The organism is Pseudomonas sp. DTU_2021_1001937_2_SI_NGA_ILE_001 (assembly GCF_032463525.1).
Classification (GTDB): Bacteria; Pseudomonadota; Gammaproteobacteria; order Pseudomonadales; family Pseudomonadaceae; genus Aquipseudomonas.
In genome coordinates this window covers 3711385-3738176 of sequence record NZ_CP135971.1, presented here as the reverse complement: position 1 = coordinate 3738176, position 26792 = coordinate 3711385, and the positions used below count along the sequence as shown (strand labels likewise).

Here is a 26792-nt window from a genome sequence, read left to right as displayed (position 1 = left end):
CTTATCAAGCTGCAGGCCCTCTTTCTCTATGCCTTCCTGCCATCCCTGGAGCGCGCCCGCGTGCACGCCTGTCCATCTCTCGGCTCCGATATCCACAACCCGCTGCGCGCTGGAAGCAGACAGCGCAGCACGGCTAGGCGCTGCAAACCGGGTAGCCATCGGTCGACCACGAGTTATACAAGACAAAATGAGCCCTGTGCATAAGTGTCCCTCAGCCAGGTTGATAACCCCCATCAAAACCTGAACAAAAACCCTCCTGTGGAAAAGTACCACATTAATCCACAGGCTAATCGCTGTCGCCCAACAGGCTCTACGCCTCCTGACCACAGCCTTATGATTTTCTGTACATACCGAAAACAAAGGCGTGTAGATGGTTATCCACAGAAGATGGCCGCCCTAAGAGAAAAAACAAAAACAAGGTTTTATAAAATTTCTTTCTTTTTTATTTTTCTTGATCTCCAGCCCAGCGCACGGCTGCTCATTTTTTGGTCAATGGGTTTCATTAAAGGGGCTGAATTCCCTATACTTGCCGTCTTCCCTTTTTCATACCCACAACAGGCACGAGGTGCGTGGTGGATTTCCCTTCCCGTTTTGAAGTGATCGTCATAGGTGGCGGTCATGCCGGTACCGAAGCGGCACTGGCTTCGGCACGCATGGGCGTCAAGACTCTCCTGTTGACGCACAACGTCGATACGCTTGGCCATATGAGCTGCAACCCAGCGATCGGTGGCATTGGTAAAAGCCACCTGGTCAAGGAAATCGATGCACTGGGCGGTGCGATGGCCACGGCTACCGATCTGGCCGGCATTCAGTTCCGTGTGCTCAATAGCCGCAAGGGACCGGCAGTTCGTGCGACACGTGCACAGGCTGACCGCGCCCTCTACAAGGCAGCCATTCGGGAAATCCTGGAAAACCAGCCCAACCTGTGGATATTTCAGCAGTCGGCAGATGACCTGATCGTTGAGCAAGACCAGGTACGCGGCGTGGTCACCCAGATGGGCCTGCGTTTCATGGCCGATTCGGTGGTGCTGACCACGGGTACCTTCCTTGGCGGTCTCATCCATATCGGCCTGCAGAATTATTCCGGCGGTCGTGCGGGTGATCCGCCCTCGATTGCCCTGGCTCATCGCATGCGCGAACTGCCCCTGCGGGTTGGCCGCCTGAAAACCGGTACACCGCCGCGTATCGACGGTCGCTCCGTGGACTTTTCGGTGATGAGCGAGCAACCGGGCGATACACCGATCCCGGTCATGTCGTTCCTGGGCAACAAGGAGCAGCATCCGCGCCAGGTGAGTTGCTGGATTACTCACACCAATGCCCGTACTCACGAAATCATCGCTTCCAACCTTGATCGTTCGCCGATGTATTCGGGCGTGATCGAAGGGGTAGGGCCACGTTATTGCCCGTCGATCGAAGACAAGATCCATCGTTTCGCCGACAAGGAAAGCCATCAGGTGTTCATCGAGCCGGAAGGCCTGACCACCCATGAGCTGTATCCGAACGGCATTTCCACTTCGTTGCCTTTCGACGTGCAGTTGCAGGTGGTGCGCTCGATCCGCGGTATGGAAAACGCTCACATCGTGCGACCTGGCTACGCCATCGAATACGACTACTTCGATCCGCGCGACCTGAAGTACAGCCTGGAAACCAAAGTGATCGGTGGCCTGTTCTTCGCCGGACAGATCAACGGCACCACCGGCTACGAAGAAGCCGGTGCCCAGGGATTGCTGGCCGGAACCAACGCCGCATTGCGCGCGCAGGGCAAGGAAAGCTGGTGCCCGCGTCGCGACGAGGCGTATATCGGTGTGCTGGTGGATGACCTGATTACCCTGGGTACCCAGGAACCGTACCGGATGTTCACTTCCCGTGCCGAATACCGCCTGATCCTGCGTGAAGACAACGCCGATCTGCGTCTTACCGAAAAAGGTCGCGAACTGGGCCTGATCGATGATGCGCGTTGGGCAGCGTTCTGTGCCAAACGCGAAAACATCGAGCGTGAAGAGCAACGCCTGAAAAGCACCTGGGTCCGTCCCGGTACCGAACAGGGCGATGCCATTGCCGAACGTTTTGGCACACCGCTGTCTCATGAGTACAACCTGCTCAACCTGCTGAGCCGCCCGGAAATCGACTACGCCAGCCTGGTCGAGCTGACCGGCGAAGGCTGCAGCGACCCGCAGGCGGCCGAACAGGTCGAGATCAGGACCAAGTACGCTGGCTACATCGAACGCCAGCAGGATGAAATCGCCCGCCTGCGCGCCAGTGAAGACACCCAGCTGCCGGCGGACATCGATTACTCGACGATTTCCGGGCTTTCCAAGGAAATCCAGTCCAAGCTGGGGATAACTCGTCCCGAGACTCTGGGCCAGGCGTCGCGGATCCCTGGCGTTACGCCAGCGGCGATTTCCCTGTTGATGATTCACCTGAAAAAACGCGGCGCAGGCCGTGAGTTGGAGCAAAGCGCTTGAGTGCCATGGTGACACCGCAACACGCCGAGGAGTTGTCCACAGGTGCCCGGGAACTCGGGATCACGCTGAGCGATACACAACATCGCCAGTTGCTTGATTACCTGGGCCTGTTGATCAAGTGGAACAAGGCATACAACCTGACGGCGGTGCGCAATCCGGACGAGATGGTTTCGCGCCACCTGCTCGACAGCCTCAGCGTGGTGCCCTTCATCGACGGTCCACGCTGGCTGGATGTCGGCAGCGGGGGCGGCATGCCCGGTATCCCGTTGGCGATCATGTTTCCACACGCCCGCGTGGCGCTGCTGGACAGCAACGGCAAGAAGAGCCGTTTCCAGACCCAGGTAAAACTGGAACTGAAACTGGATAACCTCGAAGTTATCCACAGTCGGGCGGAAAGCTACCAACCTGCCGAACCCTTTACCGGGATCATTTCCCGTGCGTTCAGCAGCCTGGAAGACTTCACCGGCTGGACCCGTCACATGGGTGACACCGATACACGCTGGCTGGCAATGAAAGGGCTGCATCCCACCGATGAGCTGGTAGCATTGCCAGCGGATTTTCGTCTCGATAGCGCACAGGCCCTGGCCGTTCCGGGTTGCCAAGGCCAACGCCATCTGCTGATACTGCGCCGCACGGCATGACTGGGAACACGAGCAAGAATGGCTAAGGTATTCGCGATAGCGAACCAGAAAGGCGGTGTGGGCAAGACCACCACCTGCATCAACCTCGCGGCATCGCTGGTCGCCACCAAGCGACGCGTGCTGCTGATCGACCTCGATCCACAGGGCAACGCCACCATGGGTAGCGGTGTGGATAAACACAACCTGGACAACTCGGTCTACGACCTGTTGATCGGTGAGTGCGATCTTCCACAGGCCATGCAGTTCTCCGAACACGGCGGCTACCAGCTGCTGCCGGCCAACCGTGACCTCACGGCGGGAGAAGTGGTGCTGCTGGAAATGCAGATGAAAGAGAGCCGTCTGCGTAACGCCTTGGCGCCGATCCGTGAAAACTACGACTTCATCCTCATCGACTGCCCGCCGTCGCTGTCGATGCTCACGCTCAATGCCCTGGTCGCCGCCGACGGGGTGATCATTCCGATGCAGTGTGAATACTTTGCTCTGGAAGGGCTCAGCGACCTTGTGGATAACATCAAGCGCATCGGTGAGCTGCTCAACCCTCAGTTGAAGATCGAGGGGCTGCTGCGCACCATGTACGACCCACGGCTGAGCCTGAGCAACGACGTCTCGGCGCAGCTCAAGGAACATTTTGGCGAGCAGCTTTACGACACGGTGATTCCGCGCAACATCCGCCTGGCCGAAGCGCCGAGTTTCGGCATGCCGGTGCTCACCTACGACAAGTCTTCACGCGGTGCGATGGCCTACCTGGCCCTGGCCAGTGAACTGGTCCGTCGTCAACGTCGCAGTGCACAAGCTGCCAAACCAGCCTGAGGAAACCATGGCCGTCAAGAAAAGAGGTCTCGGACGCGGGTTGGACGCACTGCTGAGCAGTTCGAGCGTGCCAACCGTCACATCCCTGGAAGAGCAGGCCAGCACGCTGGACCAGCGCGAGCTGCAGCATGTGCCGCTGGACAAGATCCAGCGCGGCAAGTACCAGCCGCGGCGCGACATGGATCCGCAGGCGCTGGAAGAGCTGGCGCTGTCGATTCGTAAGCAGGGCGTCATGCAGCCGATCGTGATCCGTCCGATCGACAATGGCCGCTACGAAATCATCGCCGGTGAGCGGCGTTGGCGAGCCAGCCAGCAGGCTGGTGTGGAAACCATTCCGGCAATGGTGCGCGACGTTCCTGACGAAGCGGCCATCGCCATGGCGCTGATCGAGAACATCCAGCGCGAGAACCTCAATCCGGTCGAAGAGGCGATGGCTCTGCAGCGTCTGCAGCAGGAATTCCAGCTCACCCAGCAGGAGGTCGCCGATGCGGTCGGCAAGTCGCGGGTCAGCGTGGCCAACCTGCTGCGCCTGATCACTCTGCCGGAAGCCATCAAGACCATGCTTTCGCATGGCGATCTGGAAATGGGTCATGCCCGTGCGCTGCTCGGCCTGCCCGAAGATCGTCAGGTAGAAGGGGCGCGACACGTTGTCGCACGAGGCCTCACCGTACGCCAGACCGAAGCCCTGGTACGCCAGTGGCTGACCGACAAACCGGCAGCGGCCGAAACGCCGCGAGTCGATCCCGATATCAGCCGACTGGAACAGCGTCTCGCAGAGCGTCTGGGCTCGTCGGTGCAGATCCGTCACGGCCAGAAAGGCAAGGGCCAACTGGTGATCCGCTACAACTCGCTGGACGAGTTGCAAGGGGTCCTTGCCCACATTCGTTGAAACAATTGGCCGCTAGCGTGTAGTCGGAAATCACTTCCTCGGAGTTGAACAGGGGCTGAAGCGCCCCTATACTCTGCGCGCATTTTGTCGGCACAAATTATGCCAAGTTAACGATGATGGCGACCGCCGACCGAGGAGCTGTTGCGATGGAATCCCGCAAGCCAGACCGCCTGCCGTTCCACCGCCTCGCGGTATTCCCGGTTTTGATGGCGCAAATGATCGTCGTTGCTGTGGCTGCCTTGGCGCTGTGGCAGTGGAATGGAGTCGTAGCCGGATATTCGGGGCTGTGTGGGGGCCTGATAGCTTGGCTGCCCAATTTGTATTTCGCTCACAAGGCGTTCCGGTTTTCCGGGGCCCGAGCCGCCAAAGCCATCGTTCGGTCTTTCTATGCCGGCGAGGCAGGCAAACTGATTTTGACGGCAGTGCTGTTCGCGCTGACGTTCGCAGGTGTGAAGCCTTTGGCGCCGCTGGCTGTATTCGGCGTGTTCATGTTGGTCCAGGTGATCAACTGGTTCGCTCCCCTGCTGATGAGAACAAGACTTTCCAGACCTTAGGGCGTTTGAGGCAACCATGGCAGCAGAAACCGCTTCGGGCTATATCCAGCACCACCTGCAGAACCTGACCTTCGGTCGGCTCGCTGATGGCAGCTGGGGCTTTGCCCACACCGCAGCAGAAGCAAAGGAAATGGGCTTTTGGGCTTTCCACGTCGATACCCTCGGCTGGTCGGTCGCACTGGGCATCATTTTCGTGCTTATCTTCCGTATGGCAGCCAAGAAGGCCACTTCCGGCCAGCCGGGTGCCCTGCAGAACTTCGTCGAAGTCCTGGTCGAGTTCGTCGATGGCAGCGTGAAGGACAGCTTCCATGGCCGTAGCGCCGTGATCGCTCCCCTGGCCCTGACCATCTTCGCCTGGGTGTTCCTGATGAACGCCATCGACCTGGTACCAGTGGACTGGATTCCGGTCCTGGCAGCGAAGATCTCCGGCAACGAGCATCTGTTCTTCCGCGCCGTACCGACCACCGACCCGAACGCGACCCTGGGCATGGCCCTGTCGGTGTTCGCCCTGATCGTGTTCTACAGCATCAAGATCAAGGGCCTGGGCGGCTTCATCGGCGAACTGACCCTGCACCCGTTCAGCAGCAAGAACGTCGTCGTTCAGGCCCTGCTGATCCCGGTCAACTTCCTGCTTGAGTTCGTGACCCTGATCGCCAAGCCAATCTCCCTGGCACTGCGTCTGTTCGGCAACATGTACGCCGGCGAGCTGGTCTTCATCCTGATTGCCGTGATGTTCGGCGCCGGCCTGCTGTGGCTGAGCGGCCTGGGCGTCGTCCTGCAATGGGCATGGGCGGTGTTCCACATCCTGATCATCACCCTGCAAGCGTTCATCTTCATGATGCTGACCATCGTCTACCTGTCGATGGCTCACGAAGATAACCATTAAGATCGCCTTGCGGCGCGTCTGATGACCCTCGTGCCATCGTGCGCGAGGGTGCCCGCAAGGGCTGATGTAACAAACGATTCCGTTTCAACGCTTCAATCTAAAAACTAACCAATACGACGTAAAAGTCGGGAGGAAAGATGGAAACTGTAGTTGGTCTTACCGCTATCGCTGTTGCTCTGCTGATCGGCCTGGGCGCTCTGGGTACTGCAATTGGCTTCGGCCTGCTGGGCGGTAAATTCCTGGAAGGCGCTGCTCGCCAGCCAGAAATGGTTCCAATGCTGCAAGTCAAGATGTTCATCGTTGCCGGTCTGCTCGACGCCGTAACCATGATCGGTGTTGGTATCGCTCTGTTCTTCACCTTCGCGAACCCCTTCGTTGGTCAACTCGCTGGCTGATCACTCGACTTTTCGAGTTGATGGGTGGGATGGACAACGTAACAGCGAGGTGTTGGCGTGAACATTAATGCAACCTTGATTGGCCAGAGCATTGCGTTCGCGATCTTCGTACTGTTCTGCATGAAGTATGTATGGCCTCCGGTCATCACTGCTCTGCACGAGCGTCAGAAGAAGATCGCGGATGGATTGGATGCTGCCTCTCGAGCTGCTCGCGACCTGGAGCTGGCCCAAGAAAAAGCGGGTCAACAACTGCGCGAAGCCAAGGCTCAGGCAGCTGAAATCATTGAGCAGGCCAAGAAGCGCGGCAATCAGATCGTCGACGAAGCCCGTGAACAGGCTCGCGTCGAAGCTGACCGCGTGAAGGCTCAGGCTCAGGCCGAGATCGAGCAAGAACTGAACAGTGTCAAAGACGCCCTGCGCGCCCAAGTGGGCAGCCTGGCGGTCAATGGCGCCGAGAAGATCCTGGGCTCCACAATCGATCAAAACGCGCACGCAGAGCTGGTCAATAAACTGGCTGCTGAAATTTAAGCGAGGGCGATCATGGCAGAACTGACCACGTTGGCCCGACCTTACGCAAAGGCGGCCTTCGAGCACGCTCAGGCCCACCAGCAACTGGCCAATTGGTCAGCCATGCTCGGCCTGGCTGCTGCGGTGTCACAAGATGACACCATGCAGCGCCTGCTCAAGGCCCCGCGACTGACGAGCGCACAAAAGGCCGCCACTTTCATCGAAGTGTGCGGCGACAAGGTTGATGAGAAGGCACAGAACTTCATCAACGTCATCGCCGAGAACGGCCGTCTCCAGCTTCTGCCGGAGATTGCCGCCCTGTTCGAGCTGTACAAGGCCGAGCAGGAAAAGTCGGTAGACGTCGAAGTGACCAGTGCCTTTGCATTGAACCAAGAACAGCAAGACAAACTCGCCACGGTTCTCAGTGCTCGGCTCGGCCGGGAAGTGCGAATGCACGCTGCGGAGGACGCCAGCCTGATTGGTGGCGTCGTGATCCGCGCCGGCGACCTGGTAATCGATGGCTCGGTTCGCGGCAAGATCGCGAAACTGGCCGAAGCATTGAAATCTTGAGTTTGAAGGGGCAGCAGAGCAATGCAGCAACTCAATCCTTCCGAAATTAGCGAAATCATCAAGGGTCGCATCGAGAAACTCGATGTGGCCTCGCAAGCCCGTAACGAAGGCACCGTAGTCAGCGTGTCCGACGGTATCGTGCGGATCCACGGTCTGGCCGACGTCATGTACGGCGAAATGATCGAGTTCCCTGGCGGCGTCTACGGCATGGCACTGAACCTGGAGCAAGACTCCGTAGGTGCCGTTGTACTGGGTGCGTACACCACCCTGGCCGAAGGCATGAGCGCCAAGTGCACCGGCCGCATCCTGGAAGTTCCGGTTGGTAAGGAACTGCTGGGTCGCGTAGTCGACGCACTGGGTAACCCGATCGATGGCAAAGGCCCCCTGAACAACACCGAGACCGATGCGGTCGAGAAAGTTGCTCCGGGCGTGATCTGGCGTAAGTCGGTAGACCAGCCTGTACAGACTGGCTACAAGTCCGTCGACGCCATGATCCCAGTCGGCCGTGGCCAGCGTGAGCTGATCATCGGTGACCGTCAGATCGGTAAGACCGCCATGGCGGTCGATGCCATCATCAACCAGAAAGACAGCGGCATCTTCTGCGTCTACGTGGCCGTCGGCCAGAAGCAGTCGACCATCGCCAACGTCGTGCGCAAGCTGGAAGAGAACGGCGCCCTGGCCAACACCATCATCGTCGCCGCTGGCGCTTCGGAATCGGCTGCACTGCAGTTCCTGGCTCCGTACTCCGGTTGCACCATGGGCGAGTTCTTCCGCGACCGCGGTGAAGATGCCCTGATCGTCTACGATGACCTGTCCAAGCAAGCCGTTGCCTACCGTCAGATCTCCCTGCTGCTGCGCCGTCCACCAGGACGCGAAGCGTACCCAGGTGACGTGTTCTATCTCCACTCCCGTCTGCTGGAGCGTGCATCGCGCGTTTCCGAAGAGTACGTCGAGAAGTTCACCAACGGTGCCGTGACTGGCAAGACCGGTTCCCTGACCGCTCTGCCGATCATCGAAACCCAGGCTGGCGACGTTTCCGCGTTCGTTCCGACCAACGTGATCTCCATCACCGACGGTCAGATCTTCCTGGAATCGGCCATGTTCAACTCGGGCATCCGCCCTGCAGTGAACGCCGGTGTTTCGGTATCCCGTGTAGGTGGTGCCGCTCAGACCAAGATCATCAAGAAGCTCTCCGGTGGTATCCGTACCGCTCTGGCTCAGTACCGTGAACTGGCAGCTTTCGCCCAGTTCGCTTCTGACCTGGACGAAGCCACCCGCAAGCAGCTCGAGCACGGTCAACGTGTTACCGAACTGATGAAGCAGAAGCAGTACGCGCCGATGTCCATCGCCGAGATGGCCCTGTCGCTGTACGCCGCTGAGCGTGGCTTCCTGACTGACGTCGAAATCGCCAAGATCGGTAGCTTCGAACAAGCGCTGATCGCTTACTTCAACCGCGATCACGCCGACCTGATGGCGAAGATCAACGTGAAGGGTGATTTCAACGACGAAATCGATGCTGGCATGAAGTCCGGTATCGAGAAGTTCAAGGCCACCCAGACCTGGTAAGCCGCAGCGGGGGCTTCGAGCCCCCGCTTGCTAACCTGATAGGTGATACATGGCAGGCGCAAAAGAGATTCGCAGTAAGATTGCGAGCATTAAAAGCACGCAAAAAATTACCAGCGCCATGGAAAAAGTGGCGGTCAGCAAGATGCGCAAGGCTCAACTGCGCATGGCTGCTAGCCGTCCCTATGCGGAGCGTATCCGCCAGGTGATTGGTCATCTGGCCAACGCCAACCCGGAATACCGCCACCCGTTCATGGTCGAGCGCCCAGTCAAGCGTGTCGGCTATGTCGTTGTGAGCAGTGACCGTGGTCTGTGCGGTGGCTTGAACACCAACCTGTTCAAGGCTCTGGTCAAGGACATGAACGCCAACCGCGGACAGGGCGTCGAAATCGACCTGTGCGTGATCGGTAGCAAAGGTGCGGCCTTCTTCCGCAGCTTCGGCGGCAACGTCGTGGCAGCGGTCAGCCACCTGGGCGAAGAGCCATCGATCAACGATCTGATCGGCAGCGTCAAGGTCATGCTGGATGCCTACCTGGACGGCCGTATCGATCGCCTGTCCGTGGTATCGAACAAGTTCATCAACACCATGACGCAACAGCCGACGGTCGAGCAACTGGTACCGTTGGTGGCAACCCCGGATCAAGAACTCAAGCACCACTGGGACTACCTCTACGAACCCGACGCCAAGGAGCTGCTGGACGGCCTGATGGTGCGTTACGTGGAGTCGCAGGTCTACCAGGCGGTGGTCGAGAACAATGCGGCTGAACAGGCTGCCCGGATGATCGCCATGAAGAACGCCACAGACAACGCCGGTGACCTGATCAGCGACCTCCAGCTGATCTACAACAAGGCGCGTCAGGCTGCGATCACCCAGGAGATCTCGGAAATCGTCGGCGGCGCTGCCGCGGTTTAACGGTTCAAATATTCAGAGGATCCAGCTATGAGTAGCGGACGTATCGTTCAAATCATCGGCGCCGTCATCGACGTGGAATTCCCACGTGACGTCGTACCGAGTGTCTACAACGCGCTGAAAGTACAAGGCGCGGAAACCACCCTGGAAGTTCAGCAGCAGCTGGGCGACGGCGTGGTTCGTACCATTGCGATGGGCTCGACCGAAGGCCTGAAGCGTGGTCTGGGCGTTTCCGACACTGGCGCGGCCATCGCCGTACCGGTCGGCAAGGCGACCCTGGGCCGCATCATGGACGTTCTGGGCAACCCGATCGACGAAGCCGGTCCTATCGGTGAAGAAGAGCGCTGGGGTATCCACCGCGCCGCTCCAACCTTCGCTGAGCAGGCAGGCGGCAACGACCTGCTGGAAACCGGCATCAAGGTTATCGACCTGGTCTGCCCGTTCGCCAAGGGCGGTAAAGTCGGTCTGTTCGGTGGTGCCGGTGTCGGCAAGACCGTAAACATGATGGAACTGATCCGTAACATCGCCATCGAGCACAGCGGTTATTCCGTGTTCGCCGGTGTGGGTGAGCGTACTCGTGAGGGTAACGACTTCTACCACGAGATGAAGGACTCCAACGTTCTCGACAAGGTAGCCCTGGTCTACGGCCAGATGAACGAGCCACCAGGAAACCGTCTGCGCGTTGCGCTGACCGGCCTGACCATGGCCGAGAAATTCCGTGACGAAGGTAACGACGTTCTGCTGTTCGTCGACAACATCTATCGTTACACCCTGGCCGGTACCGAAGTATCCGCACTGCTGGGCCGTATGCCATCGGCAGTAGGTTACCAGCCGACTCTGGCCGAAGAGATGGGCGTGCTGCAGGAGCGTATTACCTCCACCAAGCAAGGCTCGATCACTTCGATCCAGGCCGTATACGTACCTGCGGACGACCTGACCGACCCGTCGCCAGCCACCACCTTCGCCCACCTCGACGCTACCGTCGTTCTGTCGCGTGACATCGCCTCCCTGGGTATCTACCCAGCGGTCGATCCACTGGACTCGACTTCCCGTCAGCTGGACCCGAACGTGATCGGCAACGAGCACTACGAGACCGCTCGCGGCGTTCAGTACGTGCTGCAGCGCTACAAAGAGCTGAAGGACATCATTGCGATTCTGGGTATGGACGAACTGTCCGAATCCGACAAGCAACTGGTATCCCGTGCTCGTAAGATCCAGCGCTTCCTGTCCCAGCCTTTCTTCGTGGCCGAAGTCTTCACCGGTTCTCCAGGCAAATACGTTTCCCTGAAAGACACCATTGCTGGCTTCAAAGGCATCCTCAACGGTGACTACGACCACCTGCCAGAACAAGCGTTCTACATGGTCGGCGGCATCGAAGAAGCGGTCGAGAAAGCCAAGAAACTGTAATCCCGGCGCCCCGCAAGGGGCGCTAATCAGGTTGAGGCAAGCACATGGCTATGACAGTCCATTGCGATATCGTCAGCGCGGAAGGAGAAATTTTCTCCGGTCTGGTCGAGATGGTAATTGCGCACGGCAACCTGGGTGATCTTGGTATCGCTCCAGGCCACGCCCCGCTGATTACCAATCTGAAGCCAGGTCCGATCACGCTGACCAAGCAGGGCGGCGACCGCGAGGTGTTCTACATCTCCGGTGGTTTCCTCGAAGTGCAGCCGAACATGGTCAAGGTGCTTGCCGATACCGTGCAACGCGCTGCTGACCTGGACGAGGCTTCTGCTCAGGATGCCGTCAAGGCTGCCGAGAAGGCCCTGAACGAAAAAGGCGCGGACTTCGACTACAGTGCCGCCGCCGCACGCCTGGCCGAGGCCGCAGCCCAGCTGCGTACCGTCCAGCAGATCCGCAAGAAGTTCGGCGGCTGATACCGCTGCGCTGAATGTGCGATTGAATGAAAAGGGTAGCCTCGGCTACCCTTTTTCTTTTTCCAGCGGCCGCCGAGCCGCCCAGTGGGTAGTCCTTCATGTCTCTCGATATCGTCATTCTCGCCGCTGGCCAGGGAACCCGGATGCGTTCGGCCCTGCCCAAGGTCCTTCATCCCGTCGCCGGCAACTCGATGCTTGGCCACGTTATCCACAGCGCACGTCAGTTATCCCCAAAGGGCATTCATGTCGTCATCGGCCACGGTGCCGATGCGGTGCGTGAACACCTGGCCGCCGACGACCTGAACTTCGTGCTGCAGGACAAGCAGCTCGGTACCGGGCATGCCGTGGCTCAGGCCCTGCCGGTATTGAGTGCCGAGACCGTACTGATCCTCTACGGCGATGTACCCCTGATTGAAGTCGAGACCCTGCAGCGCCTACTGAAACGTGTAACCCCCAACCAACTGGGCCTGCTCACCGTCAACCTCGAAGACCCCACCGGCTATGGGCGCATCGTGCGTGACGAGCAGGGCCAGGTTAGGGCAATCGTCGAGCACAAGGACGCCAGCGAGGCGCAGCGCGCGATCAAGGAAGGCAACACCGGTATTCTCGCCGTACCTGGCCAGCGCCTTGCCGACTGGCTGGGGCGCCTGTCCAACGACAACGTCCAGGGCGAGTACTACCTGACCGACGTGATTGCCATGGCAGTGGCCGACGGCCTGGTGGTCGCCACCGAACAGCCCCATGACCCGATGGAAGTGCAGGGCGCCAATGACCGTCGGCAACTGGCCGAGCTGGAGCGCCATTACCAGCTGCGCGCCGCTCGCCGCCTGATGGCCGCCGGTGTGACCCTGCGCGACCCGGCGCGCTTCGATGTGCGTGGTGAAGTAAGCGTCGGTCGCGACGTGCTCATCGACATCAACGTGATCCTCGAAGGCCAGGTGGTCATCGAAGACGACGTAGTCATCGGGCCCAACTGCGTGATCAAGGACAGCACCCTGCGCAAAGGCGTGGTGGTCAAGGCCAACAGTCATATCGACGGCGCGGTGCTGGGCGAGGGCAGTGATGCCGGCCCGTTCGCTCGCTTGCGTCCCGGCTCGGTGCTGGAAGCCAAGGCCCATGTGGGTAACTTTGTGGAACTGAAGAACGCGCGGATGGGCGAGGGCGCCAAGGCCGGCCACCTGACCTACCTGGGCGATGCGGAAATCGGTGCGCGTACCAATATCGGTGCCGGCACCATCACCTGCAACTACGACGGTGCCAACAAGCACAAGACGGTGCTAGGTGAAGATGTGTTCATCGGCTCCAACAACTCGCTGGTCGCGCCTGTGGATATCGGCGCCGGGGCCACCACGGCGGCAGGCTCGACCCTCACCCAGAACGTGCCGGAAGGCCAACTGGCCGTGGCCCGAGCCCGCCAGCGCAACGTGGAAGGCTGGGCACGCCCGGTGAAGAAGCCCAAGGCTTGAGTTGTCCACAATGCGCCGCTGTGCATAACCGGTTCGGTTGGTGATGCCGAGTTATGCACAGCCTTCTGACTACATGAAATCTCCTTCACTCGCTTGACGCTGATCTGACAATAGGTTTTGATTGCGCCACTTAAATTTCGAATCGAAACTTTTTCAGCTCATGTCGAAACGTAACACTCCCCAACGTCGTCATCAGATACTCGCCTTGCTCAATGAGCAGGGCGAAGTGTCGGTGGACGATCTGGCTCGCCGTTTCGAAACTTCTGAAGTTACGATTCGAAAGGATCTGGCTGCACTCGAAAGCAATGGCTTGCTGCTGCGCCGTTATGGCGGCGCCGTCACCCTGCCACAGGAACTGATCGCCGAGCCCGCCCAGGTGGTGTCGAGTTATAAACAGGCCATCGCCCGGGCGGCGGCGCTGCGCATCCGTGAGCATGCGCGAATCATCGTCGACAGTGGCAGTACCACCGCAGCGTTGATTCCCGAACTGGGGGCGCGGGCCGGGCTGGTGGTGATGACCAACTCGCTGAACGTCGCCCGCGCCCTCACCGAGCTGGAGCAGGAACCGGTGGTGCTGATGACCGGTGGCACCTGGGACCCGCATTCGGAGTCGTTCCAGGGCCAGGTGGCCGAGCAGGTGCTGCGCTCCTACGATTTCGACCAGCTGTTCATCGGTGCCGATGGCATCGACCTGCAGCGCGGCACCACCACCTTCAATGAATTGCTCGGGCTGAGCCGGGTGATGGCCGACGTGGCCCGTGAAGTGGTGGTGATGGCCGAGGCCGACAAGGTCGGCCGCAAGATCCCGAACCTGGAACTGCCCTGGAGCGGTATCCATACCCTAATCACTGATGAACGCCTGCCCGCCGAGGCACGCGAACAGATACAGGCACGTGGCGTCACTGTCATTTGTGCCGCTGTCAGCTAGGAGAACAGCATGTGCGGAATCGTTGGCGCAGTCGCCGAGCGTAATGTCACGGCCATCCTCGTCGAGGGCCTCAAGCGTCTGGAATACCGTGGCTACGACAGCGCGGGCGTGGCGGTCTTCAGCAACGAAGGCAGCCTGGAGCGGCGCCGCCGCGTCGGCAAGGTCAGCGAGCTGGAGCAGGCCCTGGCCGGCGAGCCGCTGATCGGCCGCCTGGGTATCGCCCACACCCGCTGGGCCACCCACGGTGCGCCCACCGAGCACAATGCCCATCCGCATTTCTCCGGGGAGCAACTGGCGGTGGTGCACAACGGCATCATCGAGAACCACGAAGCCCTGCGCGCGCAGCTCAAGGGCCTGGGCTACGTGTTCACCTCCGACACCGATACCGAGACCATCGTCCACCTGCTGCATCACAAGCTCAAGACCACGCCGGATCTGGCCCAGGCGCTCAAGGCTGCGGTCAAGGAACTGCACGGTGCCTATGGTCTGGCGGTGGTCAGCGCCGCGCAGCCGGACCGCCTCCTCGCCGCGCGCAGTGGCAGCCCGCTGGTGATCGGCCTGGGCCTGGGCGAGAACTTCCTGGCTTCCGACCAGTTGGCGCTGCGCCAGGTCACCGACCGTTTCATGTATCTGGAAGAGGGCGACATCGCCGAGATCCGCCGTGAAAGCGTGCAGATCTGGTCAGTGGACGGCCTGCCGGTCGAGCGTGAAGTGGTGCAGTTTCGTGAAGGTGCCGAAGCCGCCGACAAGGGCGAATTCCGCCACTTCATGCTCAAGGAAATCCACGAGCAGCCCAAGGTCGTGCAGCGCACCCTGGAAGGCCGCCTGGGCCAGCAGCAGGTGCTGGTGCATGCCTTCGGTCCTCAAGCCGAAGCGCTGTTCGCCAAGGTGCGCAACGTACAGATCGTCGCCTGTGGCACCAGCTACCACGCCGGTATGGTTGCGCGTTACTGGCTCGAAGGCCTGGCCGGCATTCCGTGCCAGGTCGAGGTCGCCAGCGAATTCCGCTATCGCAAGGTGGTGGTGCAGCCCGACACCCTGTTCGTGTCCATCTCTCAGTCCGGCGAAACGGCCGACACCCTGGCGGCGCTGCGCAATGCCAAGAGTCTGGGGTTCCTAGGCAGCCTGGCGATCTGCAACGTCGGCACCAGTTCGCTGGTGCGTGAGTCGGACCTGACCCTGCTGACCCAGGCCGGCCCGGAAATCGGCGTGGCCTCGACCAAGGCCTTCACCACCCAACTGGTGGCCCTGCTGCTGCTGACCCTGTCTCTGGGTCAGGTGAAGGGCACCCTCGAAGCCGGTGTGGAAGCCGATCTGGTCGATGAACTGCGTCGTCTGCCTGTGCGTCTCGGCGAAGCCCTGGCCATGGACAGCGTTGTGGATAAAGTCGCCGAGCTTTTCGCCGAAAAGCATCACACTCTGTTCCTGGGCCGCGGCGCGCAATTCCCGGTGGCGATGGAAGGCGCACTGAAGCTCAAGGAAATCTCCTACATCCACGCCGAAGCCTACCCAGCCGGCGAGCTGAAGCACGGCCCGCTGGCCCTGGTCGACGCCGACATGCCGGTGGTCACCGTGGCGCCGAACAACGAACTGTTGGAGAAGCTCAAGTCCAACCTGCAGGAAGTGCGCGCCCGGGGCGGTGAACTGATCGTCTTCGCCGACGAAAAGTCTGGCATGAGCAACGGCGAAGGCATCCACGTGATCGCCATGCCGCACATCAACGACACCCTGGCACCGATCCTCTACACCCTGCCGCTGCAGCTGCTGAGTTACTACGTGGCGGTGTTGAAAGGCACCGATGTGGACCAGCCGCGCAACTTGGCGAAGTCGGTGACGGTGGAATGAGTTATCCACAGCGTTGATGGGATGACGACAGAAGAAGTCGATTCCGCATGAGGGGGCCATCAGCGGCCCCTTTCATGTTTTTACTTCTTCGCAGGCAGTCTCAGAACAGGCCGCCCAGAGAGATGGTTGCACCGCCGCCAGCCTGTACCCCCATGTTGAGGCCAGCCGCGACGATGACACCTTTCGCCGACTTCAGCAGGCGAATCGTGCTGTCGTGTGGTAGGAGAATGCTGCCGGCTGGTGTAAGCGTGGCTATTGCCATCGCCAGTAACCTCGGATCCAGGCCGAAGAGCATGGCCGAGCCGCTGGCCCCGCCGATGAGTCCCACACCGCCTTCGATGAACACGCAGGCGCCCTGAAAGTCTTCCCGGGTGAGCCCGCGCTGGGCAATGGAGCTGGCGACGAGCACCTGGCCCACCGATGGAAAATCTTCACTGGCGCCGGCCGCCCCTACGCTCTTGCCCCGGACATGCAGGTTGACCTTGCCAAAGCGTGGCAAACGCGCACCGAAGCCCAGGCCACCGCCCACGGTGCCGTAGCGGAACTGCTGGTCGACGCCTTGAGGATCCGTCAGGGTCAGGACGCCACCACCGGCGGCGACGAATACCACGGTCAGTCCGCCGCTGCTGGCAGTTTTGTAGCGCCAGTCGCTGGGGCTTACAGGAAGCGGAATGTGCATATCAATGTCCTTGTGGAGTACGCACGATGCGACGCTGGCGAATCCATGCGATGAGGTGGTAGCTCCCACCGGCGGTGAAGACGACGGCCAGCAGCCCCGCCAGGAGGCTGGCACCCCAGAGGGCGCCACGGTCGTCGATGATGGCTGTGCGCGAGGGTGATTCGGCTCGATAGTAGACGTCGACCTTGTCGCCCACTTCGTAGCCAAAGATCATCCCGCCTTCGGGATAGCTGAAGGTTTCGCCTATGGCATCGGTGAAGTCGATCTGCGGGTGACTACCCCCGGCATTCAAGGCGCTGACATGGCCTTGGGTGCGTTGTGCATGGGCCAGGAAGTCCATCCGTGCCATCACCAGCCAGGCGGTCAGCACCAGCAGGCACAGCCCGATAGGCAGGAAGATCACTGCACGTACAGGATCACCCCGCTGGGCAGGTGATGGCACTTTGCTCATATCAATTCCTTGCATCGTCCGTGAAACGTCGGCTATTGCAGCGAACGTAAGTAAAAATGTCAATCCGATCGAGCGTTTAGTGGCCACCTATGGTGCAGTCTCGCTGATTCCTGAACTGCGGTTATCCACAACCCTGAGGTATGATGCCGCGCCTTTCTTCCCCCCTCCCGCCAAACCACTGGTTTCTATGAGCTCAACCGCGCTGTATACCGACCTGTCTGGCTACTACGACCTGATGTGTGCCGATATCGACTATCGGGCGCAGAGCCAGGGTATTCGCAGGCTTCATCAGTTGTTCGGCAATCAGGGGGCCAGGCATCTGGACCTAGCCTGTGGTACCGGGCCGCACATTCGTCACTTTCTCGATTTCGGCTACCGCAGTGCCGGCCTGGACATCAACCAACCGATGCTTGATATCGCCGCGCAGCGTTGCCCCGAGGCCCGCTTCGCCTGCCTGGACATGGGTGACTTCACCGTGGACGAGCCGCTGGATCTGGTCACTTGCTTCTTGTATTCCATCCACTACAACGCCGGCATCGAGCGCCTCGACGCTTGCATTGGCCGTGTGCATGAGGCGCTAGGCGAGGGGGGCGTGTTCTGCTTCAACGCTGTGGATAAGTACAAGATCGATAACCGTTCGTTCGTGGGGCACCAAGTCAGTCACGAGGGCAGCCAGTTTACCTTCGGCTCCGCCTGGCACTATCCGGGCGAAGGCGAAAGGCAGTCGCTGCGCTTGCGGATCGACAAGACCCACGAGGGCACGACCCAGACCTGGGAGGATGAACATCCGATGGTGGCTGCCAGCTTCGTGGAGTTGCAGGCGCTGTTGCAGCCGCGGTTCGAGGTCCATGTGTTCGAACATGACTACGAAAGGATCACCCCTTGGCAGGGGGCGGGCGGCAATGCGATTTTTGTCTGTGTAAAGAGCCGTTGACTGGGCCTGGTGGCGATGCCGAGTTCATGCCTCCAGGTGATAGACCGGGCACGATCCTGTGAATGGTGGCTGATGGCCCAGTGGATAAGTTGTTCACGCGGCCTATTCATCCTCGAAAATGAACGCGTAGTTCTGCTCGATCAGCCCCTGCAGGTACTCATCGAAGCTGCTGGCGATCACCACGTAGCTGTCCGGGTCGTGCAGAAAGCGCACGACCTGGCCGACGCTGCCGCCTGGCGCCGGGTCGAAGTCCAGGTACAGGCGTGAGGTGCCGCCGTTGTTCATACAGTGGGAAAAACACAGGCGGCGGTTCATTGGCACCTGCGGGTCGATGCCGGCGCCGAGCAGTTCAGGGTCTTCGTCGAGGTACGCCTCGTAGATCTCGGCGATGCTGTCCTTGTACTTTCCGGCTTCTTCGAGGATCTGCGCCACGGAGCTGAGGTAGTAGGGGTACTCGAAGACATCCGAGCCGAGGATCAGCACGCAGATCTCGCCGCCTGGATACTCGCGGTAGTGAGTACCGTCGATACGCCCGAGCAGCTCCAGCAGGCTGGCCGGCACCTGTGGATAAGCCGCCTGCAGGGCTTGCAGGTCGGTGGGGGAGGCGCCGTGGCTGAGCTGCAGCTGTTGCAGCTCTTCGGCGGGCAGGGCCTGGTACAGGCCGTTGAGGTAGGTGTCGACGATGGACATGCTGGGGCCTTCTGGTTGGGTCAAGGCAGGTACTGCGGCCGGCCCTGGGCGTTCCAGGCGGCGAAGCGTTCATCGATCACGCTGGCCAGCCGTTCGTAACTCTCCCAGCTGTCTTCCACGTGATAGATGGTCTCCTGGTCATCGAATACCAGCAGGTAATCGTCGAAATACCGGCTGTCATCGTCCTGGCCCTGGTAGTAGGCCAGGGCGAAGGCGTTGCCGGTGTCGTCCAGGTCCTGGGCGAGAAACTTGCCGTCCAGGGTGTTCATCAGCAGCTGTGCGCCAGTGATCTGCCGGGCCTTGATTGCCTGCACCTGATCGCTGGCGTCCTCGAGCAGTTCTTCACTGGCGTGGTCATGGATCAACAGCCAGGCGAGGAACAGCCCGATATGGGTGGCGCCGGCTTCGGGTGGCAGTTCTTCGGGAAAGTCGCCTTCGTAATGCCAAGAGGCATCGTCATATTTCATGGTCGGTTCCTGGGGTGAGGGGCCTGGTGATCCAAGCTATCGCGTATGACTTGCAGGCGTTGCAGGATGGCCAGAACGGCGCCGTTCTGGATGACCGCGCCATGATGGCCGTAGCAGAAACGTTCGCCACGGACGCACCAGGTCAGCAGGCTCTTGATCTGCGCGACGGACGCCTGGGCAATCTGCTCGGGGTGCTCGAGCATGTCGCCTGGATTGGCATCCCCGTAGCGGTAGTCGATCCAGCATTCCTGGCCAGCAGCCTGGAAAAAGGCATCGACGGCTTCGACATACACGGGCCATTGTTCAGCGGGAGCGTCTTTGAAGGGATTGATGGCGACGCCGCCGGGGTACAAGTGGGGCAGGAAGGCCAGCAACGCTTCGATGTCAGCCAGGCCAGGAGGCGGGGTCTGAGCCGGCGTGACGCAGGGCTGGGGCGGCTGCGGCGGGGTGCGCGTCAGCCAGTCCCGCAGGCGGTCTAGCGGGCCCGGCATGCGGGCCTCCATGAAGGGGCAGGGGACATGACCATCCGTTCGTCATCCGTGTTCGTGCTGCTTGGAGTGACGATCAGGGGCCAGGTTCCCTGCCTGGCGGTCTCAGCCGCCGACGAAGGCCAGCAGGTCTTCGTTCAGCTGCTGCGCGTGGGTCACCGCGAAGCCGTGCGGTGCACCGGCGTAGACCTTGAGTTCGGCGCCGGGAATCATCTGCGCGGCGAGCTTGCCGGTGGCTTCCAGCGGCACGATCTTGTCGGCGTCGCCATGGATCACCAGGGTCGGCACGTCGACCTTCGCCATGTCAGGGCGGAAGTCGGTGCCGGCGAAGGCGGTCACGCAATCGACAGTGCCCTTGAGCGAGGCCAGCAGGGCGATGTTGAGGGTCTGGGTCAGTACGCCGTCAGAGACTTTCTGACCGTTGTCCAGGCCGTAGAAGGGGGTGCTGAAGTCGGCGATGAACTGCGCGCGATCCTTGAGCAGGCCATCGCGAATGCCGTCGAACACAGCCTGCTCGACGCCCTCGGGGTGGTCGGCGGTCTTGCCGAAGATCGGCGTAACGGCGCCCAGCAGCGCCAACTTGGCTACGCGCGAGGTGCCGTACTTGCCGATGTAGCGCGACACGTCACCGCCACCCATGGAGAAGCCCACCAGGGTGACTTCCTTGAGGTCCAGGTGTTCGATCAGGTCGGCGATGTCGTCGGCGAAGGTGTCGTAGTCATAGCCTTCCCACGGCTGGCCGGATCGCCCGAAACCGCGACGGTCGAAGGCGATGGTGCGATACCCGCGGCTGCTCAGGTAGTGCATCTGGTATTCCCACATGTCGGCGTCCAGCGGCCAACCATGGCTGAACAGCACGGGTTTGCCCGACCCCCAGTCCTTGTAATAGATCTCGGTTCCATCGCGGGTGACGAATGTGCTCATGACAGGCTCCACTGATAGGCGGGTGAGAAGGAGTGACCGCAGGCGCGCTGCGGGAATTCACTATGGTTCATGGCCGGGCGTATGGCTTGCATGGGTGTGCTGTTTCGGTTGCCTGGGGACGGACGACGGGCTGCCGCTGGAATGAGGCTCAGGGATTGAAAATGACGGGTTTGTAGGTGAAGGGCAGTCTTTCGTTCAATGCGCCGGGCAGACGTATCTTGATGGCCCTGATCTGGCCACTGTATTCGTATTCATGTTGAGAAAGTTGGCGAACACGCCTGTTGTTTTCGATGTGGTGAATGCCAGCGACGGACACTACGCCCCTGTAGCCCTTCACCGGCTTTTGGGTCAGTTTCGACAGTTGTGCGGCAAAGGGATTCGCGCCATTTGCCGAGTAGCAGGACATCAGGCGTATTCGCTCGTACTGGCTGAGATCGATTCCGGAACTCGCCAGCCTGTCGCGCAATATCATCGGGCTGACCAGCCGTTCATCACTTGTGATCAGCGGATGGTAACCATCCAATGGTTCCGCCACGCCATGGCTGACGATGCTGAACGTCTTGCGCTTCCCGTAAGGTTTTTCGAAACCGATGATGCCCGGCGCAATGGCTTTGAATTTCTGTCTTGATTGGCTGGGAAAAAAGTCGCTGAGAGCGGTCATCACTGCTTGGAACATGTGCCCCTCAGGATCGGCCCGATTGATCGGATCCCCTGCACAGTACGCATATTCGTTCAATCCGCCCTCCCCGAATGGACTCAGGCTGTCCGGGCTGTGGAATCTCATCAATACAGGGTTGAACGCCCGGTAGCCGTTACCCGACAAGTAATGTGCCGTCATCGGTTCCAACCGTTCCCCCTTGAAGCCGGACAGACCTTCGGGCACCCAGAGAGGATGCCGGGCGCCATAGGGCATATAAGCGAAGATTCGTTGTTGCGTTGCGCTCAGGCTGTAGGTCACAGAGCCTGGTTGATCACTGCCCAGCAAGGTCGTGCCGATTTGCAAGACGCTATCGCGCCGCTGTGCCAGCAGCCTGTTTCTGGCGTGAAACAGGATCGTCCGAGCGTGCCCTTCGATTTCGGTGGCCAGGCGCGTTCCGCAGTAGAAGAAGCCGGGTGCGACAGGCCGTTCAGCGTTAGAACGGCTGGCCAGGCGGTCGAGTGCATCATAGTGATAGCGCTGGGTGGCGGGGGAAGTGGTGCTCATGGCTAGGTCACTCGGATGAGAAATTCGAACGATCAACCCAGGGCGTGAGTCTGGCGACTGGCAGAAATGCCAGGCTACGCCCCGCGCTAGACTCAAGTGATGACCGGCAACCACTCGTCAGCCGTTATGCACCGCCGCGCGAATGGCTTCCAGCAGCATCCGGCACGCCGGGTTGTCGTTGTCGCTGCGCCACACCAGATGCAGTTCGCTCTGGATGCCGTCGCCCAGGTCGATGTCGCGGAACACCACGTCACGGAACACCACGTTGGTGGCGCAGCGCGGCACCAGGGCCAGGCCCATGGCGGCGTTGACCAGCGCCAGGATGGTCAGTGAAGAGCCCAGCCACTGCACGTATTCCGGGGCAACGCCGGCGGAGCGGAACATGCCGGTGAGCAGTTCGTTGAATGGCGGGTAGGCCGAGTGGGAATACATCAGGAAGGGCACACCGGCCAGGTCGCGAACCGTCACCTGTGGCGCGCTGGCCAGCGGGTGGCTGGCAGGCACGGCGAGCACGAACGGCTCGCGTACCAGGCATTCGCTCTCGTAGCCCGGTTGCAGCAAGGGCGCACGGACGATGCCCAGGTCGATGCGCCGGGCACGCAGCGCCTCGTGCTGCTGCGCGGTGTTCATTTCGCTGAGGGCGATCTTCACCTGCGGCTGGTTGAGCCGGGCTTCGGCGATGACCCTGGGCAGGAATTCATACACGGCGCTGCCAACGAAGCTGATGCTCACCGAACCGATGTCGCCGCTGGCGAAGCGCTTGGCTGCCAGCGCCGCCTGCTCGGCGCGTTCCAGCAGGTGCTGGGCTTCGATGAAAAAGGCCCGGCCGGCGGCGGTCAGGGCCACGCTGCGGGTGCTGCGGGTGAACCGCTCGACACCCAGGTTGTGCTCCAGCAACTGGATCTGCCGGCTCAACGGTGGCTGGGTCATGTTCAGGCGTTCGGCGGCACGGCGGAAGTTCAGCTCGGTGGCCACCGTAGCAAAGCAGCGCAGCTGGGCGAGTTCAAACATTGATATTTTCCGGGTATCAATCAAGAGCCAGACTAGATTAGACGGAAACAATAGCCGGGTACATGATCGACGCATCTCCACAACAACAATCACATGGAGTCGTCCCTTGAATACCGTCCTTTCCCCAGCAGACCCCGAGCTGGTCGCCCGTGCGGTGGCCAAGGTCAAACGCCACGTGCTGCCGTTGTTCGTGGTGATGTTCATCGTCAACTACATCGACCGAGTGAATATCGGCTTCGTGCGCAGCCACCTGGAGAGCGATCTGGGGATCGGTGCTGCGGCCTACGGCCTGGGCGCCGGCCTGTTCTTCATTGGCTATGCACTGTTCGAAGTGCCGTCCAACATCCTCCTGCAGCGCTTCGGCGCCAAGGTCTGGCTGACCCGCATCATGTTCACCTGGGGCGTAGTGGCCACGGCGATGGCCTTCGTGCCCAACGAGACCTGGTTCTACATCCTGCGCTTCCTGCTCGGCGTGGCCGAGGCCGGGTTCTTTCCCGGCGTGGTGTATTACTTCACCCAGTGGCTGCCGGCCGGCGAACGCGGCAAGGCCATGGCGATCTTTCTCAGTGGTTCGGCGATTGCCTCGATCATTTCCGGCCCGCTGTCTGGCGCGCTGTTGAACATCCAGGGGCTGGGCATGCATGGCTGGCAGTGGATGTTCTTCATCGAGGGCATGTTCTCGGTGCTGCTGTGTGGCTTCGTGTGGTTCTGGCTCGATTCGCTGCCCAAGGATGCGAAATGGCTCAGCCAGGCAGAAAGCCAGGCGCTGACCGAGTGCATCGCCGAAGAGCAGCGCCAGCGTGAGCAGGCCGTCGGTGGCGGCGAGGTGCGGCACTCGGCCCTGCATCTGCTGCGCGACCCGCAGATCCTGCTGTTCTGCTTCCTGTACTTCGCCATCTCGCTGACCATCTACGGCTGCACCTTCTGGTTGCCGAGCATCATCCGCTCGATGGGCGGGCTGGGCGATTTCCAGGTCGGGCTGTTCAACTCCATCCCGTGGATCATCTCGGTGCTGGCGATGTACGCCTTCGCCAGCCTGGCGGCGCGCTTCAAGTGGCAGCAGGCCTGGGCCTCGGCGGCCTTCGTCATTGCCGCCATCGGGCTGTTCATGTCCACCCTGGGCGGGCCGGTGTTTTCCTTCGTGGCGATCTGCTTCGCGGCCATCGGTTTCAAGGCGGCTTCGTCGCTGTTCTGGCCGATTCCCCAGGCCTACCTGGATGCGCGCATCGCCGCCGGGGTCATCGCGCTGATCAACTCGGTGGGCAGCCTTGGAGGGTTCGTGGCGCCCGCGACGTTCGGCTATCTGGAACAGAGCACCGGCTCGATCCAGGGTGGCCTGATCGGCCTGGCCGTGGTGTCGCTGCTGGCCGGCATCCTGGTGTTCATGACCCGTACCCGCAAGGGCCAGGGCAAGGGAGCCAACCCGGCGCCACGCGCCACCCCGGCCTGATCCCTCTCGCTTGTTCCGCCGGGCGGCGCGCTGCCCGGTCGGCCTTTTTCCTGCTTACCGGAGCCCCTATTCATGAAGATCAAACAGGTCCGTGTCACGCCTATCGCCTTTCGCGACGCCCCCCTGCTCAATGCCAGTGGCATCCACGAGCCCTATGCGCTGCGCTCGATCATCGAGGTCGAGAGTGACAGCGGCCTCATCGGCCTGGGCGAGAGCTATGGCGATGGACCGGTGCTGGCGGTGCTGCAGGCCATGCAGGGCAGCCTGGTGGGGCTGGACCCCTTCGACCTCAACGGCCTGCGTGCGCGGGTGGTGAAGACCGTCGCCGGCCTGCAGCCGGCCAGTGCCGGAGCCGAGCTGGCGCCAGGCTCGCACCCGAGCAAGCAGGTGGCCAATGCCTACTCGGCCTTCGAGGTGGCGTTTCTCGACCTGCAGGCGCGCTCGCTGGACATGCCGCTGGTCAACCTGCTCGGTGGGGCGGTGCGCCGCGAAGTGCCGTTCAGCGCCTACCTGTTCTTCAAGTACGCCGAGCACATCGGCTCGCCCTACAAGCCTGACCGCTGGGGCGAAGCCATCAGCCCGCAGCAGATCGTCGCTCAGGCGCGCACCATGATCGAAGAGAACGGCTTCAAGAGCATCAAGCTCAAGGCCGGCACGCTGCTTGGCCCGGAACATGAGGTGGCGTGCATAAAGGCGCTGTGCGAAGCCTTTCCCCAGGCGCCGCTGCGCATCGACCCGAACGGCAACTGGTCGGTGGACACCTCGCTGCGCATGGCCGAGGCGCTGGGCGATGCCCTGGAATACTACGAAGACCCATGCCCGGGCCTGGAGGGCATGGCCGAGGTGCATCGGCGCACGGGTGTGCCACTGGCGACCAACATGGTGGTCACCGATTTCGACGAGTTCCGCCGCAGTGTGGCGCTGAACAGCGTGCAGATCGTCCTGGCCGACCACCATTACTGGGGCGGCCTGCGCGATACGCAGATCCTGGCACGCCTGTGCGACACCTTCGGCCTGGGCGTGTCGATGCATTCCAATTCGCACTTGGGCATCAGCCTGATGGCCATGACCCACGTTGCCGCGGCCGTGCCGAACCTGGCCTATGCCTGCGACACCCATTACCCCTGGCAGGAGCCGGACGAAGAAGTCATCAAGGGCGGCAAGCTGCCCATCGTCGATGGCTGTGTGGCATTGCGCGATGCGCCGGGGCTGGGCGTCGAGCTGGACTACGACCAGTTGGGCAAGCTCAACGACCAGTACCACAGCTGCGGTATCCGTTCGCGCAACGATGTGACCCAGATGCAGAAATACCGGCCCGACTGGACCGCGCTCAAGCCGCGGTTCTGAGCTGTACAGGGTCAGCAGGCCGGGTCCTGGGTGTTACAGGCCACGGCCGTGCGCGTCGGCATGTGGGCGTCGAGGATGCGGGCGATCTCGCCGCTGTCCTGCATGCGTCGGATCGCCTGGTCGATGGCTGGCAAGCGTTCGGCATGCTTGCGCTGCAGCATGATCGACAGCGGCGCTTCGCTGAGCTGTGCGCCACGGCGGAAGCGGCTCGGGTCGATGTGGTGGGTCGCGGTGAGGTAGGTGTAGAGATCGTCGACCATCGCCACGGCGTCCACCCGGCCGGTGTCGAGCAGATCGAACAGGGCGATGTCCTGCGAGGTTTCCAGCTTCATCAGGCGCTGGGAGGCGAACGCGGCATCCAGGCGTTTGTAGGTATAGCCGCGCACCATGCCGATGGTCAGGTTCTGCAGGGCATCGATGGGTTTGTCGGCGGCCGGGTTATTGCGGGCGAAGAACAGGTACTCGCGCACCTTCATGTAGGGCTCGGAAAACACGTACTGGTCGGCGACCTCATAGTTTTGCCAGGCACGTGATTCGGCGTAGCTGAGGTCCAGCTGGCCGCGTTCGAGCATGACCTGCATGCGGTTGGCCGGGTAAGACACGAAGCGCGCCTGGATACCCGCCTGGGCCAGCACTTCACGGACGATGTCCACGGCAATGCCCTGCATCTGCTGCTGCGCGTCGCTGTAGCTGAATGGATGCCACTCGGACCCGCCCGCCAGCCAGGCCTGGGCCGTGGCGAAACCCGGCAGGCAAGCCAGTGTGCATGCAGCGATCAGAGCGCGAAATCCCATGGCCTATTACCTTCCTGGTGTGCGAGGCGGATCATCCTGACGGGCCA

Annotated in this window: 29 protein-coding genes; 20 read left to right on the top strand and 9 right to left on the bottom strand. The window is 61.1% G+C overall.

The genetic code is table 11. From position 1 onward, the window contains the following. The first annotated feature begins 204 nt into the window (after nt 1-204). From RRX38_RS16095 to glmS, 17 genes are all read left to right on the top strand, one after another. Complete coding sequence (locus RRX38_RS16095; RefSeq protein WP_315959898.1) at nt 205-600, top strand: hypothetical protein; 396 nt, start codon at nt 205-207, stop codon at nt 598-600. Beyond that, nucleotides 573-2465 (top strand): tRNA uridine-5-carboxymethylaminomethyl(34) synthesis enzyme MnmG, encoded by a 1893-nt coding sequence (gene mnmG / locus RRX38_RS16090; RefSeq protein ID WP_295471961.1) that lies wholly within the window; start codon nt 573-575, stop codon nt 2463-2465. Before RRX38_RS16095 ends, mnmG begins: the two co-directional genes overlap by 28 nt. Continuing rightward, a complete protein-coding gene (gene rsmG, locus RRX38_RS16085) occupies nt 2462-3106 on the top strand; it encodes a 16S rRNA (guanine(527)-N(7))-methyltransferase RsmG (protein WP_315959897.1) in 645 nt (214 codons plus the stop codon). The genes mnmG and rsmG overlap by 4 nt, the downstream gene beginning before the upstream one ends. 18 nt (nt 3107-3124) lie before the next feature. After that, nucleotides 3125-3916, top strand: a complete 792-nt coding sequence (locus tag RRX38_RS16080; RefSeq protein ID WP_295471957.1) for a ParA family protein — start codon at nt 3125-3127, stop codon at nt 3914-3916. Between the two features lie 7 nt (nt 3917-3923). Continuing rightward, entirely contained in the window at nt 3924-4805 is an 882-nt protein-coding gene (locus RRX38_RS16075; protein ID WP_295471955.1) for a ParB/RepB/Spo0J family partition protein, read from the top strand. Nucleotides 4806-4951: 146 nt separating this feature from the next. Next, a complete protein-coding gene (locus RRX38_RS16070; RefSeq protein ID WP_315959896.1) occupies nt 4952-5359 on the top strand; it encodes a F0F1 ATP synthase subunit I in 408 nt (135 codons plus the stop codon). 16 nt (nt 5360-5375) lie between these two features. Beyond that, nucleotides 5376-6245, top strand: coding sequence for a F0F1 ATP synthase subunit A (atpB, locus tag RRX38_RS16065; RefSeq protein WP_295471951.1), 870 nt, complete (start codon nt 5376-5378; stop codon nt 6243-6245). Nucleotides 6246-6382: 137 nt separating this feature from the next. Then, entirely contained in the window at nt 6383-6640 is a 258-nt protein-coding gene (gene atpE / locus RRX38_RS16060; protein ID WP_002555987.1) for a F0F1 ATP synthase subunit C, read from the top strand. Nucleotides 6641-6697: 57 nt separating this feature from the next. Further along, a complete protein-coding gene (locus RRX38_RS16055) occupies nt 6698-7168 on the top strand; it encodes a F0F1 ATP synthase subunit B (RefSeq protein ID WP_315959895.1) in 471 nt (156 codons plus the stop codon). Between the two features lie 12 nt (nt 7169-7180). After that, the gene (locus RRX38_RS16050) at nt 7181-7717 is read left to right on the top strand and encodes a F0F1 ATP synthase subunit delta (protein ID WP_295471895.1); all 537 of its coding nucleotides are present in this window, start codon (nt 7181-7183) and stop codon (nt 7715-7717) included. A 21-nt stretch (nt 7718-7738) separates the two neighbouring features. Next, on the top strand, nt 7739-9283 hold the full coding sequence (gene atpA / locus RRX38_RS16045; protein ID WP_295471892.1) for a F0F1 ATP synthase subunit alpha: 1545 nt from the start codon (nt 7739-7741) through the stop codon (nt 9281-9283). Nucleotides 9284-9332: 49 nt separating this feature from the next. After that, nucleotides 9333-10193 carry a F0F1 ATP synthase subunit gamma gene (gene atpG, locus RRX38_RS16040; protein WP_295471890.1) on the top strand — a complete coding sequence of 287 codons (861 nt, stop codon included), beginning with the start codon at nt 9333-9335 and terminating at the stop codon, nt 10191-10193. A 27-nt stretch (nt 10194-10220) separates the two neighbouring features. Beyond that, complete coding sequence (gene atpD / locus RRX38_RS16035; protein ID WP_295471887.1) at nt 10221-11597, top strand: F0F1 ATP synthase subunit beta; 1377 nt, start codon at nt 10221-10223, stop codon at nt 11595-11597. Nucleotides 11598-11641: 44 nt separating this feature from the next. Beyond that, a complete protein-coding gene (locus tag RRX38_RS16030; RefSeq protein WP_295471886.1) occupies nt 11642-12067 on the top strand; it encodes a F0F1 ATP synthase subunit epsilon in 426 nt (141 codons plus the stop codon). A 98-nt stretch (nt 12068-12165) separates the two neighbouring features. Next, nucleotides 12166-13533, top strand: coding sequence for a bifunctional UDP-N-acetylglucosamine diphosphorylase/glucosamine-1-phosphate N-acetyltransferase GlmU (gene glmU / locus RRX38_RS16025; protein WP_315959893.1), 1368 nt, complete (start codon nt 12166-12168; stop codon nt 13531-13533). Nucleotides 13534-13693: 160 nt separating this feature from the next. After that, nucleotides 13694-14461 (top strand): DeoR/GlpR family DNA-binding transcription regulator, encoded by a 768-nt coding sequence (locus tag RRX38_RS16020; RefSeq protein ID WP_295471882.1) that lies wholly within the window; start codon nt 13694-13696, stop codon nt 14459-14461. Between the two features lie 9 nt (nt 14462-14470). Then, nucleotides 14471-16306, top strand: coding sequence for a glutamine--fructose-6-phosphate transaminase (isomerizing) (gene glmS / locus RRX38_RS16015; RefSeq protein ID WP_315959892.1), 1836 nt, complete (start codon nt 14471-14473; stop codon nt 16304-16306). Nucleotides 16307-16406: 100 nt separating this feature from the next. Here the strand turns inward: glmS and RRX38_RS16010 are convergent, their stop codons facing one another. Continuing rightward, nucleotides 16407-16985, bottom strand: coding sequence for a hypothetical protein (locus RRX38_RS16010; RefSeq protein ID WP_315959891.1), 579 nt, complete (start codon nt 16983-16985; stop codon nt 16407-16409). A 1-nt stretch (nt 16986) separates the two neighbouring features. Beyond that, a complete protein-coding gene (locus RRX38_RS16005) occupies nt 16987-17436 on the bottom strand; it encodes a DUF3592 domain-containing protein (RefSeq protein WP_315959890.1) in 450 nt (149 codons plus the stop codon). 187 nt (nt 17437-17623) lie between these two features. On the opposite strand from RRX38_RS16005, the gene RRX38_RS16000 reads away from it, so the two are divergent. Beyond that, a complete protein-coding gene (locus tag RRX38_RS16000; protein WP_315962692.1) occupies nt 17624-18370 on the top strand; it encodes a class I SAM-dependent methyltransferase in 747 nt (248 codons plus the stop codon). Between the two features lie 102 nt (nt 18371-18472). Here RRX38_RS16000 and RRX38_RS15995 read toward each other — a convergent pair whose 3' ends face one another. From RRX38_RS15995 to RRX38_RS15970, 6 genes are all read right to left on the bottom strand, one after another. Beyond that, a complete protein-coding gene (locus tag RRX38_RS15995; protein ID WP_315959889.1) occupies nt 18473-19060 on the bottom strand; it encodes an SMI1/KNR4 family protein in 588 nt (195 codons plus the stop codon). A gap of 20 nt (nt 19061-19080) precedes the next feature. Next, nucleotides 19081-19527, bottom strand: coding sequence for a hypothetical protein (locus RRX38_RS15990; protein ID WP_315959888.1), 447 nt, complete (start codon nt 19525-19527; stop codon nt 19081-19083). Continuing rightward, nucleotides 19524-20018, bottom strand: a complete 495-nt coding sequence (locus RRX38_RS15985; RefSeq protein ID WP_315959887.1) for a DUF6508 domain-containing protein — start codon at nt 20016-20018, stop codon at nt 19524-19526. Before RRX38_RS15985 ends, RRX38_RS15990 begins: the two co-directional genes overlap by 4 nt. A 102-nt stretch (nt 20019-20120) precedes the next feature. Beyond that, the gene (locus RRX38_RS15980) at nt 20121-20939 is read right to left on the bottom strand and encodes an alpha/beta hydrolase (protein ID WP_315959886.1); all 819 of its coding nucleotides are present in this window, start codon (nt 20937-20939) and stop codon (nt 20121-20123) included. A gap of 148 nt (nt 20940-21087) precedes the next feature. After that, nucleotides 21088-22143 carry an RHS repeat-associated core domain-containing protein gene (locus RRX38_RS15975; protein ID WP_315959885.1) on the bottom strand — a complete coding sequence of 352 codons (1056 nt, stop codon included), beginning with the start codon at nt 22141-22143 and terminating at the stop codon, nt 21088-21090. A gap of 117 nt (nt 22144-22260) precedes the next feature. After that, nucleotides 22261-23154, bottom strand: a complete 894-nt coding sequence (locus tag RRX38_RS15970) for a LysR substrate-binding domain-containing protein (RefSeq protein ID WP_315959884.1) — start codon at nt 23152-23154, stop codon at nt 22261-22263. Nucleotides 23155-23260: 106 nt separating this feature from the next. Between RRX38_RS15970 and RRX38_RS15965 the strand changes: the two genes are divergently transcribed. Together RRX38_RS15965 and RRX38_RS15960 are read left to right on the top strand one after the other, a co-directional pair. Further along, complete coding sequence (locus RRX38_RS15965; protein WP_315959883.1) at nt 23261-24604, top strand: MFS transporter; 1344 nt, start codon at nt 23261-23263, stop codon at nt 24602-24604. A gap of 72 nt (nt 24605-24676) precedes the next feature. Then, nucleotides 24677-25951, top strand: a complete 1275-nt coding sequence (locus RRX38_RS15960) for a glucarate dehydratase family protein (protein WP_315959882.1) — start codon at nt 24677-24679, stop codon at nt 25949-25951. Between the two features lie 11 nt (nt 25952-25962). Here RRX38_RS15960 and RRX38_RS15955 read toward each other — a convergent pair whose 3' ends face one another. Further along, complete coding sequence (locus tag RRX38_RS15955; RefSeq protein ID WP_315959881.1) at nt 25963-26745, bottom strand: substrate-binding periplasmic protein; 783 nt, start codon at nt 26743-26745, stop codon at nt 25963-25965. Between the last annotated feature and the right edge of the window lie 47 nt (nt 26746-26792).